Source organism: Pandoraea sp. (assembly GCF_041919235.1).
Lineage (GTDB): Bacteria > Pseudomonadota > Gammaproteobacteria > Burkholderiales > Burkholderiaceae > Pandoraea.
This window is the reverse complement of record NZ_JAYRUC010000003.1, coordinates 147860-167400: the sequence shown is the minus strand read 5'-3', so window position 1 is coordinate 167400 and position 19541 is coordinate 147860. Positions and strand designations below refer to the sequence as shown.

19 protein-coding genes are annotated in these 19541 nt (G+C 63.3%); 6 read left to right on the top strand and 13 right to left on the bottom strand.

The window, feature by feature from the left end:
• Positions 1–14: 14 nt before the first annotated feature.
• Together lysS and ACE3UG_RS03580 are read left to right on the top strand one after the other, a co-directional pair.
• A complete protein-coding gene (gene lysS, locus ACE3UG_RS03585; protein WP_374619738.1) occupies positions 15–1559 on the top strand; it encodes a lysine--tRNA ligase in 1545 nt (514 codons plus the stop codon).
• A 608-nt stretch (positions 1560–2167) separates the two neighbouring features.
• A complete protein-coding gene (locus tag ACE3UG_RS03580) occupies positions 2168–2824 on the top strand; it encodes a glycine zipper 2TM domain-containing protein (protein WP_374619735.1) in 657 nt (218 codons plus the stop codon).
• 163 nt (positions 2825–2987) lie between these two features.
• Here ACE3UG_RS03580 and iscX read toward each other — a convergent pair whose 3' ends face one another.
• The 12 genes from iscX to uvrB all read right to left on the bottom strand — a co-directional run bounded on the left by iscX (position 2988) and on the right by uvrB (position 14005).
• Complete coding sequence (gene iscX / locus ACE3UG_RS03575) at positions 2988–3179, bottom strand: Fe-S cluster assembly protein IscX (RefSeq protein WP_039373678.1); 192 nt, start codon at positions 3177–3179, stop codon at positions 2988–2990.
• Positions 3180–3233: 54 nt separating this feature from the next.
• Positions 3234–3575, bottom strand: a complete 342-nt coding sequence (gene fdx / locus ACE3UG_RS03570; protein WP_374619731.1) for an ISC system 2Fe-2S type ferredoxin — start codon at positions 3573–3575, stop codon at positions 3234–3236.
• A 21-nt stretch (positions 3576–3596) separates the two neighbouring features.
• Positions 3597–5474 carry a Fe-S protein assembly chaperone HscA gene (hscA, locus tag ACE3UG_RS03565; RefSeq protein WP_374619728.1) on the bottom strand — a complete coding sequence of 626 codons (1878 nt, stop codon included), beginning with the start codon at positions 5472–5474 and terminating at the stop codon, positions 3597–3599.
• Between the two features lie 86 nt (positions 5475–5560).
• Positions 5561–6091, bottom strand: coding sequence for a Fe-S protein assembly co-chaperone HscB (gene hscB / locus ACE3UG_RS03560; protein ID WP_374619726.1), 531 nt, complete (start codon positions 6089–6091; stop codon positions 5561–5563).
• Positions 6092–6250: 159 nt separating this feature from the next.
• The gene (locus ACE3UG_RS03555; RefSeq protein WP_374619724.1) at positions 6251–6496 is read right to left on the bottom strand and encodes a DUF3565 domain-containing protein; all 246 of its coding nucleotides are present in this window, start codon (positions 6494–6496) and stop codon (positions 6251–6253) included.
• Entirely contained in the window at positions 6462–6785 is a 324-nt protein-coding gene (gene iscA / locus ACE3UG_RS03550; protein WP_374619721.1) for an iron-sulfur cluster assembly protein IscA, read from the bottom strand. The genes ACE3UG_RS03555 and iscA overlap by 35 nt, the downstream gene beginning before the upstream one ends.
• A gap of 31 nt (positions 6786–6816) precedes the next feature.
• Complete coding sequence (iscU, locus tag ACE3UG_RS03545; protein WP_374619718.1) at positions 6817–7224, bottom strand: Fe-S cluster assembly scaffold IscU; 408 nt, start codon at positions 7222–7224, stop codon at positions 6817–6819.
• Positions 7225–7242: 18 nt separating this feature from the next.
• Positions 7243–8466, bottom strand: a complete 1224-nt coding sequence (locus tag ACE3UG_RS03540) for an IscS subfamily cysteine desulfurase (protein ID WP_374619715.1) — start codon at positions 8464–8466, stop codon at positions 7243–7245.
• Between the two features lie 31 nt (positions 8467–8497).
• The gene (iscR, locus tag ACE3UG_RS03535; protein ID WP_374619712.1) at positions 8498–9034 is read right to left on the bottom strand and encodes a Fe-S cluster assembly transcriptional regulator IscR; all 537 of its coding nucleotides are present in this window, start codon (positions 9032–9034) and stop codon (positions 8498–8500) included.
• Between the two features lie 116 nt (positions 9035–9150).
• A complete protein-coding gene (locus tag ACE3UG_RS03530) occupies positions 9151–11259 on the bottom strand; it encodes a site-specific recombinase (protein WP_374619710.1) in 2109 nt (702 codons plus the stop codon).
• 185 nt (positions 11260–11444) lie between these two features.
• Complete coding sequence (locus ACE3UG_RS03525; protein ID WP_374619708.1) at positions 11445–11921, bottom strand: low molecular weight protein-tyrosine-phosphatase; 477 nt, start codon at positions 11919–11921, stop codon at positions 11445–11447.
• Entirely contained in the window at positions 11918–14005 is a 2088-nt protein-coding gene (gene uvrB / locus ACE3UG_RS03520; RefSeq protein ID WP_374619705.1) for an excinuclease ABC subunit UvrB, read from the bottom strand. The genes ACE3UG_RS03525 and uvrB overlap by 4 nt, the downstream gene beginning before the upstream one ends.
• Positions 14006–14323: 318 nt before the next feature.
• Here uvrB and ACE3UG_RS03515 point away from each other — a divergent pair, with 318 nt between their 5' ends.
• Together ACE3UG_RS03515 and ACE3UG_RS03510 are read left to right on the top strand one after the other, a co-directional pair.
• Positions 14324–15523 (top strand): amino acid aminotransferase, encoded by a 1200-nt coding sequence (locus ACE3UG_RS03515; protein WP_374619702.1) that lies wholly within the window; start codon positions 14324–14326, stop codon positions 15521–15523.
• A 218-nt stretch (positions 15524–15741) separates the two neighbouring features.
• A complete protein-coding gene (locus ACE3UG_RS03510) occupies positions 15742–16983 on the top strand; it encodes a polyhydroxyalkanoate depolymerase (protein ID WP_374619699.1) in 1242 nt (413 codons plus the stop codon).
• A 112-nt stretch (positions 16984–17095) separates the two neighbouring features.
• Here the strand turns inward: ACE3UG_RS03510 and ACE3UG_RS03505 are convergent, their stop codons facing one another.
• Positions 17096–17734 (bottom strand): TetR family transcriptional regulator, encoded by a 639-nt coding sequence (locus ACE3UG_RS03505; protein ID WP_374619697.1) that lies wholly within the window; start codon positions 17732–17734, stop codon positions 17096–17098.
• 104 nt (positions 17735–17838) lie between these two features.
• Here ACE3UG_RS03505 and rsxB point away from each other — a divergent pair, with 104 nt between their 5' ends.
• Positions 17839–18777: an electron transport complex subunit RsxB gene (rsxB, locus tag ACE3UG_RS03500; RefSeq protein ID WP_374619694.1), complete on the top strand. Its 939-nt coding sequence runs from the start codon at positions 17839–17841 to the stop codon at positions 18775–18777.
• 65 nt (positions 18778–18842) lie between these two features.
• Complete coding sequence (gene nth, locus ACE3UG_RS03495) at positions 18843–19487, top strand: endonuclease III (RefSeq protein ID WP_374619691.1); 645 nt, start codon at positions 18843–18845, stop codon at positions 19485–19487.
• Positions 19488–19541: the final 54 nt, after the last annotated feature.

Genomic DNA, 19541 nt, shown 5'->3' with positions numbered 1-19541 from the left:
TCATCGTTCGCATCATGACCGCTCAAAACACCTCGGCCCAAACGGGCACCCCGGCTGGCGACCTGCCGCACGACGACAACAAGCTCATCGTGGAGCGTCGCGAGAAATTGCAGGCGCTGCGCGCCAATGGCGTGGCGTTTCCGAACGACTTCCGTCCCGAGCAGCACGCGCACGATCTGCACGAACGCTACAAGGACGTCGATAACGAAGCGCTCGAAGCCGAGCCCGTTGCCGTGTCGGTGGCCGGTCGCATGATGCTCAAGCGTGTGATGGGCAAAGCCGCGTTCGCCACCGTGCAGGACGGCAGCGGTCACATCCAGTTCTTCATCGGGCGCAATGACGTCGGCGACGATAGCATGGACGCGTTCAAGGGCTGGGATATCGGCGACATCATCGCCGCGACCGGCACGCTGTTCCGCACGCGCACCGGCGAACTGTCGGTCAAGGTGAAGGAACTGCGTCTGCTCGCCAAGGCGCTGCGTCCGCTGCCGGACAAGTTTCACGGTCTGTCCGATCAAGAGACCAAGTACCGTCAGCGTTACGTCGACCTCATCACCTCGCCCGAGACGCGCAATACGTTTCGTGCGCGCGCAAAGGCCATTGCCTCGATGCGCAAGTACATGACGGACGCCGACTTCATGGAAGTCGAGACGCCGATGCTGCATCCGATTCCTGGGGGGGCAGCCGCCAAGCCGTTCATCACGCACCACAATGCGCTCGATATGCAGATGTATCTGCGTATCGCGCCCGAGCTGTATCTGAAACGTCTGATCGTCGGCGGCTTCGAGCGCGTGTTCGAGATCAACCGCAACTTCCGCAATGAGGGCGTGTCGCCGCGCCACAATCCGGAATTCACGATGATGGAGTTCTACGCGGCCTACACGGATTACCGTTGGCTCATGGACTTCACCGAAGCGCTGATCCGCAACGCGGCGATCGACGCCCGCGGCACCGCAACCATCGAATATCAGGGCCGTGAGCTGGACCTGTCCAAGCCGTTCCACCGCCTGACGATCGTCGAAGCGATCCGCAAGTACGCGCCCGAGTACACCGACGCGCAGCTCGCCGACATCGCGTTCGTGCGTGATGCCCTGGGCAAGTATGGCGTGAAGGTCGACGCGCCGCAGTTCAAGAACGCAGGGCTGGGTGCGCTGCAACTGGCCTTGTTCGAAGAGACGGCGGAGAGCCAGTTGTGGGAGCCGACCTTCATCGTCGATTATCCGGTGGAAGTGTCGCCGCTCGCGCGCGCGTCGGACACCGTGCCAGGCATCACCGAGCGCTTCGAGCTGTTCATCACCGGTCGCGAAATTGCGAACGGCTTCTCCGAGCTGAACGACCCGGAAGACCAGGCCGCACGCTTCCATGCGCAAGTCAAGCAAAAGGACGCAGGCGACGAAGAAGCCATGTACTACGATGCCGACTACATTCGCGCACTCGAATACGGCATGCCCCCGACGGGCGGCTGCGGGATCGGCATCGACCGACTCATCATGCTGCTCACCGACAGCCCGAACATCCGCGACGTGCTGCTCTTCCCGCACCTGCGCCGCGAAGACTGAGCATCGCCGGCGCCAGCGTGACGATGGCTAGGCCGATCGTCACGCGCGAATCAAACATGCCGCAGCGTGAATGAACTGGTCCCGGAGCGTTGGACACCCGTCCAAGCGTTTGGCGTGCAGTTCACAATCGCTGCGGCATTTTTTTGTACGCAGTCGACTGCCGATCGTTGCCACCCTACGCTCTCCGGGCGATCCAGCACGATCGGACATCGCGATCCGGCGCACCGCGCCCCCGCCCACGTCGCCTGCCCACGTCACCCGCCTACGTCACCGGTCCACGTCGCCGGCCCACGTCACGCGCAAATCGGCTGACGCAGCGAATCGATGCCCGTCGCCTTGCCGCGTCACTTGTTTCATTTGTTAAGTCGCCCTCGCAGGAGCGATGCAGGGAAATGTGTCGACCGGCGCACATCCCCTTGTTTTTCATACACTTAGCACAAGATCAAACGATGTCAGCCCGGTCTCGCCGCGATGCAGATCTTACATCGCGTTACAAAATGAAACGGATGCCGCGCTCGCCATGACGGAGACTTTTCTCATGCGAAATCGCCCGTGTATACCTGCACGCAGAAAGGGGTTCGCATCAACCGCACGATGGAGAAAACAATATGGATAACGATCTGCAACCGCGTCGCCTGCATCCGCTGGTCGCTGCCGCCGCCGGCAGTATCGTGGTCGTCAGCCTGCTCGGCGTTGCCGCCATCACGGGCGTACTACCGGTCGCGAAGAGCACTGACGGCCCCGCGCCGTCCAGCAATCCGTCGCAGTACGCATTGACGTCGACGCCGCAACCGTCGCCTTCATCCCTGCAGACGCCGCGGGCTTCGGCGCCGCAGCAAACCTTTGCGCCGCAGCAGGGTTCGGCACAACGGGCCCCTGCCCCGCAGCCCTCTTACGCGCAATCGCAGCCACAGCAACGCGCGGTCGCGTGCTCAACCTGCGGCACCGTGCAGTCGGTAGAACCGATCCGCACGCAAGGTCAGGCCTCCGGACTGGGGGCCGTGGGTGGCGCCGTCGCCGGTGGCCTGCTCGGCAACCAGTTCGGCGCGGGTAACGGCCGTACCGCAATGACCGTGGTCGGTGCACTCGGCGGCGGTCTGGCAGGCAACGAAGTCGAGAAGCGAGTTCGCGCCGAGACGGTTTATCGCGTGTACGTGCGCATGGATTCCGGCAAGACGCGCTACTGGACATATCAGTCGGCGCCGGGGGTCCAACCTGGCGACCGTGTGCGGCTCGAGAACAATGCACTGGTACGCGCAGGCTAACGGGCGTGCAACGCATGCCGTGACACGACCATCACGGCCATCGCAGAAACGCAAAAGCCGCTCGAAATGAGCGGCTTTTGCGTTTCTGCTGGATCGTCGAGACCGGGTGGGCGCAGCGAACTCGCCCTCCATGGGCGGGCGCCACCGCCCCCAGCCCGTTGGATCAGACTTCGTCGATCCAGGCCATCTGAATGGCTTCCAGCACCTTTTCACCGGCACGGTCGGGCGCATCGTCGAAGCCGTCGAGGGCCATGACCCACTGATGCAGGTCGGTAAAGCGCACATACTGCGGGTCGACGTCGGGGTGCGCTTCAGTGAGCGCAATCGCGATGTCCTGAATGTCAGTCCATTTCATGGGGCAGGCTCCTTTTCTCCTGACTTGTCACTACGCGACGCCAAGCGGCGTGGCTCAGTGATTTTCCTTGGCGTGGTTGATCGTGTACTTCGGAATCTCGACGACCAGATCGGTGTCCGCGAGCACGATCGTCTGGCATGACAGGCGCGACGTCGGCTCCAGGCCCCAGGCCTTGTCGAGCAGATCCTCCTCCTCGTCTTCGGCCGGCGCCAGCGCCTCGAAGCCCTCGCGCACGATCACATGGCAGGTGGTGCATGCGCAGGACAACTCGCACGCATGTTCGATCTCGATGCCGTTATCCAGCAACGCTCTGCACACGGACGTACCCGTCGGAACATCCAGCACCGCGCCCTCGGGGCACAGCTCGACGTGAGGCAAAACAACGATTTGAGGCATGGCTTTGGATTTCCGTGTGTCTTACAGTTTGTCGATGTCCGCCACGCGCCGGCCGGCCAGCGCAGCGCGGATACTCTTGTCCATGCGGCGTGCGGCAAATGCGTCGGTCGCGTGCGAGAGCGTTTCGGTCGCCGTCTTGATGGCGTTCTGATCGTCGCTGGAGGCCTTCTGACGCAGATCCGCCAACAGGCCGTCGATCTGCGCGCGCTCCTCGGCGTCGAGCAACTCCGGGTCGGCCTGCAGGGCGCTGTCGATGGCCACCAGCAGACGCTCGGCTTCCACCTGCTGCTCTCGCAGCGCACGCACACGCATATCCTTGTCGGCCGCGCCGAAGCTGTCCTGCAGCATCCGCGAAATATCGTCGTCGGCCAAACCGTACGACGGCTTGACTTCGATGGAGGCCGCCACACCAGAATGCATCTCCTGCGCGGAGACGGACAGCAGTCCGTCGGCATCGACCTGATACGTCACACGAATACGCGCCGCCCCCGCCGTCATCGGCGGAATGCCGCGCAGTTCGAACCGGGCCAGCGAACGGCAATCGGACGCCAATTCTCGCTCGCCTTGCAGCACGTGAATGGCAATCGCCGTCTGGCCGTCCTTGAATGTGGTGAACTCCTGCGCACGCGCCACCGGAATCGTCGCATTACGCGGAATGATCTTCTCGACGAGTCCCCCCATCGTCTCGACACCGAGCGACAGCGGAATGACGTCGAGCAGCAGCCAGTCGTCGCCCTCCGCCTGATTGCCCGCGAGCAGATTGGCTTGCACAGCGGCGCCAAGCGCCACCACCTGGTCCGGGTCGAGATTGATCAACGGCTCGCGACCGAAAAAGGTCGCCACTGCCGCACGGACTTGCGGCATGCGCGTTGCGCCACCCACCAGCACAACGCCCTTGACGTCTTCCACGCTCATGCCGGCGTCGCGCAGCGCCTTGCGCATCGGGCCAATCGTGCGTTGCACGAGCGGCGCGCCCAACGCCGTGAACTGTTCGCGCGTGAGGTGCAGCGCGACGTGGCGCTCGCCGGAAAGCGTCAGTGCGATCGCCGCTTGCTCCGCGTCGGTCAACGCCTCCTTGGCCGTGCGCGCATGGTCGAGCAAGCCGCGCACGTCCTCAGGCGTGAGCGAGGCCGCGTCGAGACCTGCAGCCTCCACCGCCCAACGATAGATCGCCTGATCGAAGTCGTCGCCGCCAAGCGCGGAATCGCCGCCCGCCGCAAGCACTTCGAACACGCCCTTCGTCAAGCGCAGGATCGAGATATCGAAGGTGCCGCCCCCCAAATCGTAGACCGCGTAGAGACCCTCTGACCCATTGTCCAGGCCGTACGCAATCGCGGCGGCCGTCGGCTCGTTGAGCAAGCGCAGCACGTTCAGACCGGCCAGGCGCGCGGCATCCTTGGTGGCCTGTCGCTGCGCGTCGTCGAAGTAGGCAGGCACGGTAATCACCGCACCCAGCAGATCGTCGCCGAGCGTATCCTCGGCGCGCTGACGCAGCGTGGCGAGAATCTCGGCAGACACTTCCACCGGGCTCTTCACGCCACCGGCGGTCGTCATCTGCACCATGCCGGGTGCGTCGACAAACGCGTACGGCGCATTGTCGGCGTGGGCCACATCGGCCAGACCCCGGCCCATGAAGCGTTTGACCGAGACGATGGTGTTGCGCGGATCGGTGGCCGCAGCCGCCTTGGCCTCAAAGCCGATCTGGGTGCGAGCACCGCCCAGATAGCGCACGACGGAGGGCAGCAGCACGCGGCCCTGTTCGTCGGGGAGGACTTCGGCCACGCCGCTACGGACGGTGGCCACGAGCGAATGCGTCGTGCCCAGGTCGATGCCCACGGCGAGTCGCCGCTGGTGCGGCGCGGGGGACATGCCGGGTTCGGAAATTTGCAGAAGGGCCATGACTTTGCAATGCGGGCGACGCGCTCGCGCGCACGCCCTGTTCTCAAGCGGTTCTCAATGACATGTGACGGCGCCGCACCGGGCCGTCACGCGTTTTCCAGCATTTCGATGCGCTGCACGATGTCGTCTTCGGCGCGCGCAATGAACATCAGTTGCCGCACGGCTTCCGCCGCCGGTTGCCATGCGCAGCTCTCGAGCCAGTCGCCGAGCTTGTCGAGCCGCACGCGGCGATCGTCTCTGAGAGATCGCGCGAGCGCATCGAGCGCGCCGATATTGCGCGCGGCAACGGCGTCGTCGATGGCTTCGCGCCACTCCATCTGCTGCATCAGGAAATCGGGGGCCATCGCGGTATTGCTCTCCGCCCCCACATCGATGCCCTGCAAAGTGAGCAGATAGGTCGCGCGTTGCAACGGGTCGCGCAAGGTGCGGTAGGCGGCGTTCGCCTGCGCGGCCCATTGCATGGCCACGCGGCGCTCGGCATCGCTCGCACTCGCAAATCGATCCGGATGCACGCGCGATTGAACCGCGCGGTACGCCGCATCGAGCGCGTCGGCATCGAGCGTGTAGCGCTGCGGCAGATCGAACAGCGTGAAATAGTTATCGGTCAACGCACTCATCGCGCTCTCATCATGGGTCGCAGGGGCCGGATCGGCATGCCGTCATGCCGTTTCGTTCGTACTCCGCCCGTAAAAAAAGCGGCTCGCGCCGCCTCGTTGCCTACGCTACTACCGATTCACCTGCCAACCAAGGCTTGCCGGCACGGCCGAGGCGTCGCCCTAAGCATCGGGCGGCTCGCCGCGTTCACATTTCCGACAGGGCAGCTTGCTGCCGATCATCGCGTCACGGCCTTCCGCGCTCTGCGTCCATGTCCGGATCTGCCACGGGGGAAGATGCCGGACATGTTGTCCGTGCCCACAGGCCAGTCGCGCGACCCATTGGCCTTCGTCGTCTTGCCGAAAGCCGACGATCTCGCGCAACGGCGCGGCGTCAGACGCGGAACGACTCGCCGCAGCCGCACTCATCCTTGACGTTCGGATTGTTGAAGCGGAACCCTTCGTTCAAGCCCTCGCGAGCGAAGTCGAGCTCCGTGCCATCGATATACGGCAGACTCTTCGGATCGACGATCACCTTCACGCCGTGACTCTCGAAGATCGTGTCCTCGCCCGCCACCTCGTCGGCATACTCGAGCTTGTAGGCCAGGCCCGAGCAGCCGGTCGTCTTCACGCCCAGCCGCAGGCCCACGCCCTTGCCGCGCCGCGTCAGATAACGCGATACGTGCTGCGCGGCCTTCTCGGTCAATGTAATGGCCATCTTTGCCTGATTCCTTTATCCGTCTCGCCGCTCAGGCGGCCTTCGCCGGCTCGGCCGTCTGGCCGTGCTTCTGCTTGTAGTCGGCCACGGCCGCCTTGATGGCGTCTTCGGCCAGGATCGAGCAGTGAATCTTCACCGGCGGCAGTGCCAGTTCGTGCGCGATCTCGGTGTTTTTGATCTCGAGCGCCTGATCGAGCGTCTTGCCCTTGACCCACTCGGTCACCAGCGACGACGATGCAATCGCCGAACCGCAGCCGTAGGTCTTGAACTTGGCGTCTTCGATCACACCGGCTTCGTTCACGCGAATCTGCAGCTTCATCACGTCACCACAGGCCGGCGCGCCGACCATGCCCGTACCGACGGCGTCATCGCCCTTTTCGAACGAACCGACATTACGCGGATTTTCGTAGTGGTCCAGAACTTCCTTGCTGTAAGACATGGCTAACTCCTTGAATGCTCAGTGTGCGGCCCACTGGATCGAATTCAGATCGACCCCGTCCTTGTACATTTCCCACAGTGGCGACAGATCGCGCAGCTTGCCGATCTTGCGCTTGAGCAGCTCGACCACGTAGTCGACTTCCTGCTCGGTCGTGAAACGTCCCACCGTGAAGCGAATCGAGCTGTGCGCGAGTTCGTCGTTGCGACCCAGCGCGCGCAGCACGTACGAAGGCTCGAGCGAAGCGGACGTGCACGCCGAACCCGACGACACCGCCACATCCTTGATCGCCATGATCAGCGATTCGCCTTCGACAAAATTGAAGCTGATGTTCAGGTTGTGCGGCACACGTTGCTCCATGTCGCCGTTCACATAGACCTCTTCCATTTCCGTCAGTCCGCGCAACAGACGATCGCGCAGCATGCGCACGCGCTCGTTCTCGGACGCCATTTCTTCCCGCGCCAGACGGAACGCCTCACCCATGCCCACGATCTGGTGCGTCGCGAGCGTGCCCGAACGCATGCCACGCTCGTGACCGCCGCCATGAATCTGCGCTTCGATGCGCACGCGCGGCTTGCGACGCACGTACAGCGCGCCGATCCCTTTCGGGCCATACGTCTTGTGTGCCGAGAACGACATCAGGTCGACCTTCAGCTTGCCCAGATCGATCGGCATCTTGCCGGTCGCCTGGGCGGCGTCGACGTGGAAAATAATGCCCTTCTCGCGGCAAATCTCGCCCAGGGTCTCAATATCCTGGATCACGCCGATCTCATTGTTCACGGCCATGATCGACACGAGGATCGTGTCCGGACGCAGCGCCGCCTTGAAGACGTCCAGATCCAGCAGGCCGTCGTCCTTGACATCCAGATACGTGACCTCGAAGCCTTCGCGCTCCAGCTCACGCGTCGTGTCGAGCACGGCCTTGTGCTCGGTCTTCACCGTGATGAGGTGCTTGCCTTTGCCTTGATAGAAGTGCGCCGCGCCCTTGATGGCGAGGTTGTTCGATTCGGTCGCGCCCGACGTCCAGACGATCTCGCGCGGATCGGCGCCGACCAGTTTCGCGACTTCCTCGCGTGCCTCTTCCACTGCCTGCTCGGCGGCCCAGCCAAACGAGTGACTGCGTGACGCCGGATTGCCGAACTGCTCGCGCAGGTAAGGCAACATTTTGTCCACGACGCGCGGGTCAATCGGCGTGGTGGCGCTGTAATCCATGTAGATGGGGAGGTTGAGGGTGTCGTTTTTCATGGGGTGCTCCAGGATCGTGCCGTGGCGCCTGTTATGAACGGGCCATATCGAAGACCGAATTGGGAATGCGCGTCGCGAGGGTCTGAGTATTGGTACCGGAGGTACCGGACTCGCGCGTGTCGCGCAGAACGGCCTGCTGGGCCTGTTTGCTGCGCTGCTGCTCGACAAGGTCGCGCAGCGAAACGGAATCGAGATACTCGACCATCTTCTGGTTGAGCGTCGCCCACAGCTCGTGCGTCATGCAGTGACCGCGATGGCCGTCCTGGCCCTTCTCGCAATTGCCCTTGCTCCCGCACTGCGTGGCGTCGAGCGGCTCGTCGACCGCGATGATGATGTCCGCGACCGTCACCTCTTCCGCGCGACGCGCAAGGCTGTAACCGCCGCCCGGCCCGCGCACGCTCTCCACGATTTCGTGGCGGCGCAGCTTGCCGAACAACTGCTCAAGATAAGAGAGGGAAATCCGTTGACGCTGACTAATACCCGCCAGCGTCACCGGACCCGCGTCCTGGCGCATGGCCAGGTCGATCATCGCCGTGACGGCGAAACGGCCTTTCGTGGTAAGTCTCATGATGATGCTGGGGATTAATCTCGACTATTTTCGTCAAGTATAAATTCCCTACGAATTTAGTCAAGTACTTCTGGCCCATTTTTTGCGGAAGTTCCCTCGCCCGTTTGGGAAATTTGCTATTTTTCGGGACGAACGTCCGTCTGCGGTGCGCGCAGCGGGAAGACCAGCACCAGCGGATTGCGCAGCACGGCGCGCCAGATGGCCCGATGGATCTGCCGGCGGTCGCCCAATCGCAGTGGACGCGATTGGAGCGCCATGTGAAATGCTAACGCAAAACTGACGCCGACGTTGAGCAGCGCCATCGATCCGACACCGGCAACGGCGAGCCAAAGGGCCGGATCGCGCAGCACCGGCATGCCAAGCACGCCAATCGAGGTGGCGATGGCGCCCGTCGAGAGGGTGACGTGGCGCACCTCGAAGGGCAGCGCGAACGCCGTGAGCACGGCAGGCACGAGCCCGAGCATGAAACCGAGGGTCAGGTTTCCGAGCACGGGCGCGATATGACGGCGGCACGCGTCGGCCAGCCGGGCGGCCCCATTGCGGCCGAAGACGAAACGCAGACGCCGGTTATAGGCCAGCACATCTCCAATGCCGTGCAGCGCGAACCAGTTGTCGGCCCAGCCCGAAATCAGGCTGGAGAACCACAGCAGCACGCCGGTCAGGGCGGCGAAGAGCGGCGTGACGCCAAGAATCGAGAACGAGTTCAGCGTCGCCTGGGCCTTCTCGGGCGGGATCGTATTCAGGCCGAGCGTTGCCGACACCGCCCACTGCACCAGCAGACAGAAGGGAAACACCATCGCCAGATTGCCGAAGATGGCGGCGGCTTGCGTTCGCACGAGGGCGATCACCTCGCCCACGAAGGCGTCCATGCCCGCGGGCGTGTCGACCTCGTCGAGCTTTCTGGCGATCGCCGGCGCCGTCATCGCCGGCTGCTTGGTGGCCAGCGTGAAATGGCAGAAGTGCATGAACAGGAAGCAAAGCGCGTAGTTGGCCCCGGCGAGAAAACCCTCGACGACGGTCGGCAAGTGCGCGCTCACAATCAGAAACTTCAGGTAGACGGTCACCACGGTGACGAGTCCGCCGCCGCAGGCCATCTTCAGCATGGAGAAGTATTCGCTGCGGTTGCGCGCGATGTAATGCTCGCCCGTCTCGGCGCTGCGCTCGACGACCTTGCGCGCCAGCAGCCCGAACGACGTACGCGCCAGTTCTCCGACGCTCTGACTCGCCCGGTTGGCGCGCACCAGGTCGGCGAACAGCCGGACGCGCGCGGCGGCGCGATCACTGCGATCGCCATGCGTCAGCCACGCTTCGAGCAAGCGTTCGAGCCGACGAATCCGCGCCTTGGCCCGCTCGACCTGAAACACGATGTCCACGCTCACGCCGTTCTCGTCCAGATGGGCATATACCTGGCGCACCGCGCGCGCGCAGTCGTCGAGCAACGCGCGAAAGACGTTGATCTGCTGTACGAAGTGCTGCGACGGCGGCGCGCCGTGCACGAATTCCTGCCCGGCCGTCTCAAGTTCCTGCATGGCGCGTCCGAGCCGATAGAACGGCGATTCGGTGGCGCGCGGATACGTCAGACGTGAGCGCACCGCCTGCGACAGTCCGGTCGATGCAATCTGATCGACGAGATGATGCATGGCCGCGAGCAGGTCTTCGGCAAACGGGTTCCAGTCGGTGTTGTCGTCCTCGTCCTCGCCGTGATGCAGCAGCGCCATGAGGTCGGCAAGCAGTTCCGGCGGCATGGCGGCGATCCAGTCGGCCGCATCTCCGTCGGGGAACATCAGCGAGCACAACGCCGAGAGATCGCGCCGCGTCGGCGGTGGCGGAATCAGCGCCTTCTCGATGCGCTCGATCAGCGCGCCCCAGAACCCCGGGCGCACCGGCATGCCGGTATCGCACAGCAGCGAAATTGCGTCGCTCTCGTTGATGACGCTACGCAAGGTGCGCGCCACCGGTAGTCGCCACGCGGGGTTGCGCTCAAGCATCTGGAGCAGATAGCGCAGCCGTGTGTGAGGACGATAGCGCGCCGCTTCCCCTTCGCCGCGTTCCTCATTGACCAGCGCACCGCGCTTTTGCACCCAATGCGCCAATTCGATCAGCCATTGATTCCGGACGGCCAGCGGCGCCGTCGGATCGGCATGCGCGAGCAGTTCGTCGAGCTGATGGCCGGCGTGGCGCGAGGCGCGCCATTTACGCCAGTACGAGTTGAACGAATTGAGCATCGATGGGAGCGTGGATTAAGAAAGACGGGAGACGCACGGAAACACCGGAGATACCGGAGATACCGCCAAACCGGCGCGACCGCACCGGTCGTGGGCCGAATGATAGCCGCATCGACGCGTGTCGCGAAAGTGACGCCATCGCCCGCCGCGCGCTCGCGCTGCGTCGTTCGCGTCGTGCGCGTCGTTCAGGCGTCGCTTTCCAGCCGTGCGAGCAAGCCGTCGAGACCGTCTTCAATATAGTCGAGCACGGTCTCGAAGCCTTGCGCGCCGCCGTAATACGGATCGGGCACTTCGGTCGCGTCGTAGCGCGTCGAAAAGTCCATCAGACGCACAATCTTGTGACGATACTCAGCCGGGCAGCGCGCCATGAGCTCAGCCACGTTGGCGTTATCCATCGCCACGATCCAATCGAAGCGTTCAAAATCGCCGGCTTGCACGCGCCGTGCCCGCAGCGCACTCAGATCGTAGCCACGCCGTTGTGCGGCGGCCTGCGTACGTTCGTCGGGCGCGTGACCGATGTGATAGCTGTGCGTGCCCGCCGAATCGACGTCGACCACGTCACACCGTCCGGCCTGGGCCAGCCGGTGGCGAAAGATGCCGTCGGCACTGGGGGAGCGGCAGATGTTGCCCATGCAGACGAAAAGGACGGATGCCTTTTTCACTTGACCGGCCCCAACTCCGCTTCGCTCGCGCCATCGGTGCCGAACACCAGCGCCTTGACGTGCAGCAACTGGTCGCGCACCTTGGCGGCCTTCTCGAACTCCAGGTTGCGCGCATGTTCCTGCATCTGCTTCTCGAGCTTCTTGATCTCGCGCGCCAGTTGCTTCTCCGACATATCCTGGTAATGCGCTTGCTCCTTGGCCTCCGCGAGCTCCGCCTTGGCGTCCTGCGGATCGTAGACACCGTCGATGATGTCCTTGATCCGCTTCTTCACCCCCTGCGGCACAATGCCATGCGCCTCGTTGTGCGCCATCTGCCTGGCACGGCGACGCTCCGTCTCGCCGATGGCTCGCTTCATCGACTCCGTCATCTTGTCGCCGTAGAGGATCGCTGTCCCGTTGACGTTACGCGCCGCGCGCCCGATCGTCTGAATCAACGACCGCTCGGCCCGCAGAAAACCCTCCTTGTCCGCATCGAGAATCGCCACCAGCGATACTTCCGGAATATCGAGCCCCTCGCGCAACAGGTTGATCCCGACCAATACGTCGAATGCGCCAAGACGCAAGTCGCGAATAATCTCCACGCGCTCGACGGTATCGATGTCGCTGTGCAAATAGCGAACCTTCACCCCGTTATCCGACAGGTAGTCGGTCAGTTGCTCGGCCATCCGCTTCGTGAGCGTGGTCACGAGCACGCGCTCTTGCACGGCCACTCGCTTGTTGATTTCGGTCAGGACGTCGTCGACCTGCGTGCGGGCCGGCCGCACGATGATGATCGGATCGATCAATCCGGTCGGACGCACCACCTGCTCCACCACCTGCCCGCTTCGTTTGGCCTCGTAATCCGCAGGCGTCGCCGACACGAAGATCGCCTGTCGCATCTTGCGTTCGTACTCGGCAAACTTGAGCGGACGGTTGTCGAGCGCCGACGGCAGGCGAAAGCCGTAGTTGACGAGGTTTTCCTTACGCGCCCGGTCGCCGTTGTACATGCCGTTGAACTGCCCGATGAGGACATGCGACTCGTCGAGGAACATCAGTGCGTCCGGCGGCAGGTAGTCGACGAGCGTCGGCGGCGGCTCGCCCGGCGCCGCGCCGGACAAATGCCGTGAATAATTCTCGATGCCCTTGCAAAAGCCCAGCTCCTGCAGCATCTCAAGATCGAAACGAGTACGCTGCTCAAGGCGCTGCGCCTCGACCAGTTTGTTCTCCTTGTAGAAGAAATCGAGGCGCTCGCGCAGTTCGTCCTTGATGGTCTCGATGGCTCGCAGCACCGTATCGCGTGGCGTCACGTAGTGTGACGACGGATATACCGTGAATCGCGGCACCTTTTGCCGTACCCGGCCGGTCAGCGGATCGAACAATTGGAGCGTGTCGACTTCGTCGTCGAACAACTCCACGCGCAACGCCAGTTCGGCATGTTCCGCAGGGAAGATATCGATGGTGTCGCCGCGCACGCGGAACGTACCGCGCCCAAAGTCCGTTTCGTTGCGGGAATACTGCATCGCGATCAGGCGCGCAATGATCTCGCGCTGCCCCAGCTTGTCGCCCTGGCGCACCGTCAGCACCATTCGGTGGTATTCGCTCGGATTGCCGATACCGTAGATCGCCGAGACGGTCGCCACGATCACGACGTCGCGCCGCTCCAGCAGGCTCTTGGTGGCCGACAGACGCATCTGTTCGATGTGTTCGTTGACGGACGAGTCCTTCTCGATGAAAAGGTCGCGCTGCGGAACGTACGCTTCCGGCTGGTAATAGTCGTAGTAAGAGACGAAGTACTCCACCGCATTGCGCGGGAAGAACTCACGGAACTCCGAGTAAAGCTGTGCGGCCAGGGTCTTGTTGGGCGCAAACACGATGGCCGGGCGGCCAAGGCGCGCAATCACGTTCGCCATCGTGAACGTCTTGCCCGAGCCCGTCACGCCGAGCAAGGTCTGAAATGCCAGCCCGTCCTCCACCCCCTCGGTCAACTGAGCAATCGCTGCAGGCTGATCCCCCGCGGCCGAGAATGGGCAGTAGAGCTGATAAGGCGAATCCGGAAACGTCAGGAACTTGCTTTCGTCGAGATCGTTGTCAGCCGCAGGGGTCATGGCGAGAGCGCAAGCTTGAGAGACGTAATCCGGCATTTTAGCGCGCCGGACGATTCCCTGAGTTCGATGGGTGACAAACGAGTGGTCAGCGGCGCGGACGGGGCCAACGGCGTCGGCGTATGGGTTGAGCGCGGCCATTTCGTCAATTTCTGGCAATACGTGGCAGTTTTCGTGCCGAAATGCCAAGATTTCGCGCGATGCCCGCCGGGGTTTGCCACAAGCGCAGACAATCTTCGCTAAAATAGCGCGTTGGGCCGATCCTGCGTCAGTTGCAGCCGACCCGCTGCATTTTCCTACTACCTGCTTCGAGCCGTCGAAATGACCCTCTTCTCCGCTGTCGAACTCGCCCCGCGCGACCCCATCCTTGGCCTGAACGAAGCCTACAACGCCGATCACCGTACCCATAAGGTCAACCTGGGCGTGGGCGTGTATTTCGATGCGCACGGCAAGCTGCCCCTGCTCAAGGCTGTGAAGGCCGCCGAAGCACAACGCGTGGCCGCCGGACTGCCGCGCGGCTATCTGCCGATCGAAGGCATCGCCGCCTACGACAAGGCCGTGCAGGAAATGTTGTTCGGCAAGGAATCGCCGGTACTCGCCGAAGGCCGCGTGATCACCGCCCAAGCGCTGGGCGGCACCGGGGCCCTGAAGATTGGCGCCGACTTCCTCAAGCAACTGAATCCGAACGCCACCGTCGCCATCAGCGACCCGAGCTGGGAAAACCACCGCGCCCTGTTCACGCAAGCCGGCTTCAACGTCGTCTCGTACCCGTACTACGACGCCGAATCGCATGGCGTGAACCTCGCGGGCATGCTCGACATGCTCGGCAAGGAACCGGAAGGCACCATCGTCGTGCTGCATGCCTGCTGCCACAACCCGACGGGCGTCGACCTGTCGATGGACCAGTGGGCGCAAGTCGTGGACGTCGTGAAGGCCCGCAAGCTGGTGCCGTTCCTCGACATCGCCTATCAGGGCTTCGGTGACGGTATCGACGCCGACGCCGCCGTGGTGCGCCTGTTCGCCGCTGCCGGCCTGAACTTTTTCGTGTCCAGTTCGTTCTCCAAGTCGTTCTCGCTGTACGGTGAGCGCGTCGGCGCCCTGTCGATCGTGACCGCCAGCAAGGACGAGTCGACCCGCGTACTCTCGCAGCTCAAGCGCGTGATCCGCACCAATTATTCGAACCCGCCGACGCACGGCGGCTCGGTCGTCGCGGCCGTGCTGGGCAACGCCGAACTGCGCGCCCTGTGGGAAGAAGAACTGGCCGAGATGCGCGAGCGCATCCGCGCGATGCGCCTGGCACTGGTCGAGAAGCTGCGCGCCCATGGCGTGGAACGCGATTTCTCGTTCGTCATCAAGCAACGCGGCATGTTCTCGTACTCGGGCCTCACCGCCGACCAGGTCGAGCGTCTGCGTGAAGAGTTCGGTATCTACGCCGTGAGCACCGGCCGTATCTGCGTGGCCGCGCTCAACGACAAGAACCTCGATCACGTTGCCTCGGCCATCGCCCAAGTGCTGCGCTGAGTACGTCACGCGTCATCGGTAAAGCAGCCCGCCACCCGGCGGGCTTTTTTTGCGCCCAAAATTGTTGCGTTGCAGCAACGATAGTTAATAACAATGACAACAATAACCCAAGACTATCGACATGATGCGGAAATGCCATATATCAGGGTTATGCTGCGTTGCACAGCCGCGATAAACGGTTGCATAATTCCCTCACCTTCCGCCTCTGGGCACACAACATGCTGTATCAGATTCATGAGTACAACCGTGCGTGGCTGAATCCCCTCACCACGTGGGCAAAAGCGGCAGCGACAACGTTCGTCAACCCGGGCAGCTTGCTGGCCATGATGCCCGGCGCCCCCCGAATTGCGGCCGGCTACGAGTTGCTCTACCGGCTTGGCAAGGACTACGAAAAACCCGAGTTCAATATCAAGGCAGTCGAAGTCGACGGTCATAATATTCCGGTCGTGGAAATGACGTCGATGGAGAAGCCGTTCTGTCGCCTGCAACGCTTCAAGCGTTACGCAGACGACGCGGGCGCCGTCGGGCAGCTCAAGGACGACCCGGTCGTGCTGGTGGTCGCACCGCTCTCGGGCCACCACGCCACACTGCTGCGCGACACGGTCACGACGCTGCTCAAGGACCACAAGGTCTACATCACCGATTGGGTCGATGCCCGCATGGTGCCGCTTGAAGCGGGCGCGTTCCATCTGGACGACTACGTCGCGTACATTCAGGAATTCATTCGCCACATCGGCGCGGAAAACCTGCACGTCATTTCGGTATGCCAGCCGACCGTGCCGGTGCTCGCCGCGATCTCGCTCATGGCATCGAACGGCGAAAAGACGCCCAGGACGATGACGATGATGGGCGGCCCGATCGACGCACGAAAATGCCCAACGTCGGTCAACTCGCTCGCGACGAACAAGTCCTACGAGTGGTTCGAAAATAATGTGATTCATCCGGTCCCGGCCAACTATCCGGGTTCGGGACGACTGGTCTATCCGGGCTTCCTGCAACACGCGGGGTTCGTCGCGATGAATCCGGACCGCCATCTGAAGTCGCACTGGGATTTCTATCTGGATCTGATGCGCGGCGACAACGACGACGCCGACTCGCACCGTCGCTTCTACGACGAGTACAACGCGGTGCTCGACATGGCAGCCGAGTATTACCTCGATACGATCAAGACCGTATTCCAGGACTTCAGTCTCGCACGCGGTACGTGGGATGTGGCAGGCCAGCGTGTCCGTCCGCAGGACATCAAGACGACGGCGCTCTTCACCATCGAGGGGGAGCTGGACGATATCTCGGGCAGCGGTCAGACACAAGCGGCACATGAACTGTGCGTCGGCATTCCTGCAAAGCGCCGGGCGCATTTCACCGCCCCGTCGTGCGGCCATTACGGAATCTTCTCCGGTAGCCGCTGGCGCACGGTGATCTATCCGCAGATCCGCGACTTCATCGCCAAGCACGCCTGATCGGAATTCGATTCGCCGGGCCGAGGTCACAACACCGCCGCGAGGGCGTCAGCCCGCGCGGCGGTATTGTTTTAAGACGCCGTCTGCGGCCCGCTCAGCGCGCCCCCTCCGGTCAACGCGTGCGCAACGAATCCAGCAACATCTGCGTATTGAACGACGAATACGCCTTGCGCGAATCGCCGGCCATGATGTCCCGCCCCATCACGATCGACAGCGTGTGGCGGTTCGACATCACGTAATAGCCCATGGCAGAAATCGTCACGTAAAGGTCGACCGGATCGACACCCCCACGAATCTCGCCGCTCGCCTCGCCACGCTTGAGCGTCTGCGCGAGCAACTCGACAATGGGCGAGACCTGCTGACGAATCTCCGTCGACTGGCGCATCGACTTCGCTTCGTGCAGATTCTCGTTGTTGATGAGCTGGATCAGTTCCGGATGATCGGCGTAGTAGTCCCACACGAAGTGGGCCAACTCGGCCACGGCGTCGAGCGGCGCAAGCACATCGAGCCTGAGCGCGTGTTCGGCGCGGTTGAACTCGCCATAGACCTCTTCGAGCACGGCCAGATAGAGCTGGTCCTTGTTGCCGAAGTAGTAGTACAGCATGCGTTCATTGATGTCTGCTCGGCGTGCAATGCTGTCCACGCGCGCCCCGCTCGAACCACGTTCGGCAAACTCCTCGATCGCAGCGGCCAGAATGCGCTGGCGGGTGCGTTCGGGGTCCCGTTTGATCTTGGTTTGGGGTGTTGTCATGATCGGCCGGTCGTTCTCAACGGGCGGAATTATGGCACAACGGTTTCAGTGTTTCGGCAAAATGCAGGATAATTCGACTTTCCGCCGAATCCCCTACTAAAGACGTGTCCGAAGTCAGCGCGCTCGCGCAGCGCATCGATGCCCTATTGCCCCAGACGCAATGCACTAAGTGCGGTTACGACGGGTGCCGCCCGTATGCCGACGCCATCGCCAGCGGGCAGGCGCTCTATAACCAGTGCCCGCCGGGCGGTGCCGAGGGCATCGCTCGCCTCGCCAAGCTGCTGGACCGTCCCGTAATTCCCCTCAATCCGGCACATGGCCAAGCGCGCCCCCGCCCGCGCGCCGTCATCGACGAGTCGCTTTGCATCGGCTGCACGCTCTGCCTGCAGGCTTGCCCCGTCGACGCCATCGCCGGTGCCGCCAAGCTGATGCATACGGTGATCGAAGACCGCTGCACCGGCTGCGATCTGTGCGTGCCGCCCTGCCCGGTCGACTGTATCGACATGGTGCCGGTCACCGGCGAGCGCACCGGCTGGGACGCCTGGTCGCAAACACAGGCCGACAACGCCCGCTCGCATTTCGAAGCGCATCAGGCGCGTCTCGCGAAGGACAAGGCCGAGCGGGAGGCGCGTCTGGCAGCGCGCGCGGCGCGCGTTGCCGCCGGGGCGCCCACGGCACCCGCCACCGAACACGGCACGTCTGAGGCGACCGATGCGGCCGATGCGGCCGACGCGATTGCGCAGGGCGCCGCTGCATCGCCACGCTCCCAAGGCAATCGCGAGACGGCGCCCTCCAGCGCTGGCGACGAAGCTGCCGCCGCAGCGGCTCGCAAGCACGCCATCATTCAGGCGGCATTGGCACGGGCCCGCCAGAAATCGGCCACGCTGGCCGCCGAGGGGCTGGGGCCGAAAAACACGGAGAACGTCTCTGCCGCCGTTCAAGCCCAGATCGACGAAGCCGAAGCCCGGCGCAAGCGCCTGGGCCTCGCGACCAACGACACCTCCCCACCGCCGACACCTGGCGACATACCCCACAAGGGCTAGACAGGCCGCAGCACGCGCCGTCGCAAGCCGACCAGACCGACGCCCCAACTCCCGCGCCCCACGCCATGAACGACGCCAAACGCCGTGCCCTGTTCGAGACGCTGCAACGCCTCAATCCGCATCCGACGACGGAGCTGGAATACACGTCGCCGTTCGAGTTACTGATTGCCGTGCTGCTCTCCGCCCAGGCGACCGACGTTTCCGTGAACAAAGCCACCCGCAAACTCTACGCCGTGGCGAACACGCCGGCGAAAATGCTCGCGCTCGGCGAAGCGGGTCTGGCTGAATACATCAAAACGATTGGCCTGTATCGCACCAAGGCCAAGAACGTCATCGCTACCTGCCGGTTGCTGCTCGACGTGCACGGCGGTGAGGTGCCGCGCTCGCGCGAGGCGCTAGAAACGTTGCCGGGCGTTGGCCGCAAAACGGCCAACGTCGTTCTCAATACTGCGTTCGGCGAAGACACCATTGCCGTCGACACGCATATCTTTCGCGTGGCGAACCGCACGGGCCTTGCGCCCGGCAAGGACCCACTGGCCGTGGAACTGGCGCTGGAGCGCGTGACCCCGCGCGAGTTCAAGCACGACGCGCATCATTGGCTCATCCTGCACGGCCGCTATGTGTGCAAGGCGCGCAAGCCGGAGTGCTGGCATTGCGCCATCGAGCCGCTGTGCGACTTCCGTCCCAAAACACCTGCCCCCAAGCACTGACCCACTGCCTACCGCGCGCAGCCCCGAAAACGCAAGCGGGCGGCCCCGACATCG

What these genes read in the sequence shown, in the direction of transcription:
- ACE3UG_RS03530 (WP_374619710.1), bottom strand. Translation starts at nt 11,259, where the DNA reads ATGCTCAATTCGTTCAACTCGTACTGGCGTAAATGGCGCGCCTCGCGC.
- iscU (WP_374619718.1), bottom strand. Translation starts at nt 7,224, where the DNA reads ATGTCTTACAGCAAGGAAGTTCTGGACCACTACGAAAATCCGCGTAAT.
- ACE3UG_RS03580 (WP_374619735.1), top strand. Translation starts at nt 2,168, where the DNA reads ATGGATAACGATCTGCAACCGCGTCGCCTGCATCCGCTGGTCGCTGCC.
- hscA (WP_374619728.1), bottom strand. Translation starts at nt 5,474, where the DNA reads ATGGCCCTTCTGCAAATTTCCGAACCCGGCATGTCCCCCGCGCCGCAC.
- iscR (WP_374619712.1), bottom strand. Translation starts at nt 9,034, where the DNA reads ATGAGACTTACCACGAAAGGCCGTTTCGCCGTCACGGCGATGATCGAC.
- lysS (WP_374619738.1), top strand. Translation starts at nt 15, where the DNA reads ATGACCGCTCAAAACACCTCGGCCCAAACGGGCACCCCGGCTGGCGAC.
- fdx (WP_374619731.1), bottom strand. Translation starts at nt 3,575, where the DNA reads ATGCCTCAAATCGTTGTTTTGCCTCACGTCGAGCTGTGCCCCGAGGGC.
- ACE3UG_RS03515 (WP_374619702.1), top strand. Translation starts at nt 14,324, where the DNA reads ATGACCCTCTTCTCCGCTGTCGAACTCGCCCCGCGCGACCCCATCCTT.
- ACE3UG_RS03505 (WP_374619697.1), bottom strand. Translation starts at nt 17,734, where the DNA reads ATGACAACACCCCAAACCAAGATCAAACGGGACCCCGAACGCACCCGC.
- uvrB (WP_374619705.1), bottom strand. Translation starts at nt 14,005, where the DNA reads ATGACCCCTGCGGCTGACAACGATCTCGACGAAAGCAAGTTCCTGACG.
- nth (WP_374619691.1), top strand. Translation starts at nt 18,843, where the DNA reads ATGAACGACGCCAAACGCCGTGCCCTGTTCGAGACGCTGCAACGCCTC.
- hscB (WP_374619726.1), bottom strand. Translation starts at nt 6,091, where the DNA reads ATGAGTGCGTTGACCGATAACTATTTCACGCTGTTCGATCTGCCGCAG.
- ACE3UG_RS03555 (WP_374619724.1), bottom strand. Translation starts at nt 6,496, where the DNA reads ATGAGTGCGGCTGCGGCGAGTCGTTCCGCGTCTGACGCCGCGCCGTTG.
- ACE3UG_RS03540 (WP_374619715.1), bottom strand. Translation starts at nt 8,466, where the DNA reads ATGAAAAACGACACCCTCAACCTCCCCATCTACATGGATTACAGCGCC.
- iscX (WP_039373678.1), bottom strand. Translation starts at nt 3,179, where the DNA reads ATGAAATGGACTGACATTCAGGACATCGCGATTGCGCTCACTGAAGCG.
- ACE3UG_RS03510 (WP_374619699.1), top strand. Translation starts at nt 15,742, where the DNA reads ATGCTGTATCAGATTCATGAGTACAACCGTGCGTGGCTGAATCCCCTC.
- iscA (WP_374619721.1), bottom strand. Translation starts at nt 6,785, where the DNA reads ATGGCCATTACATTGACCGAGAAGGCCGCGCAGCACGTATCGCGTTAT.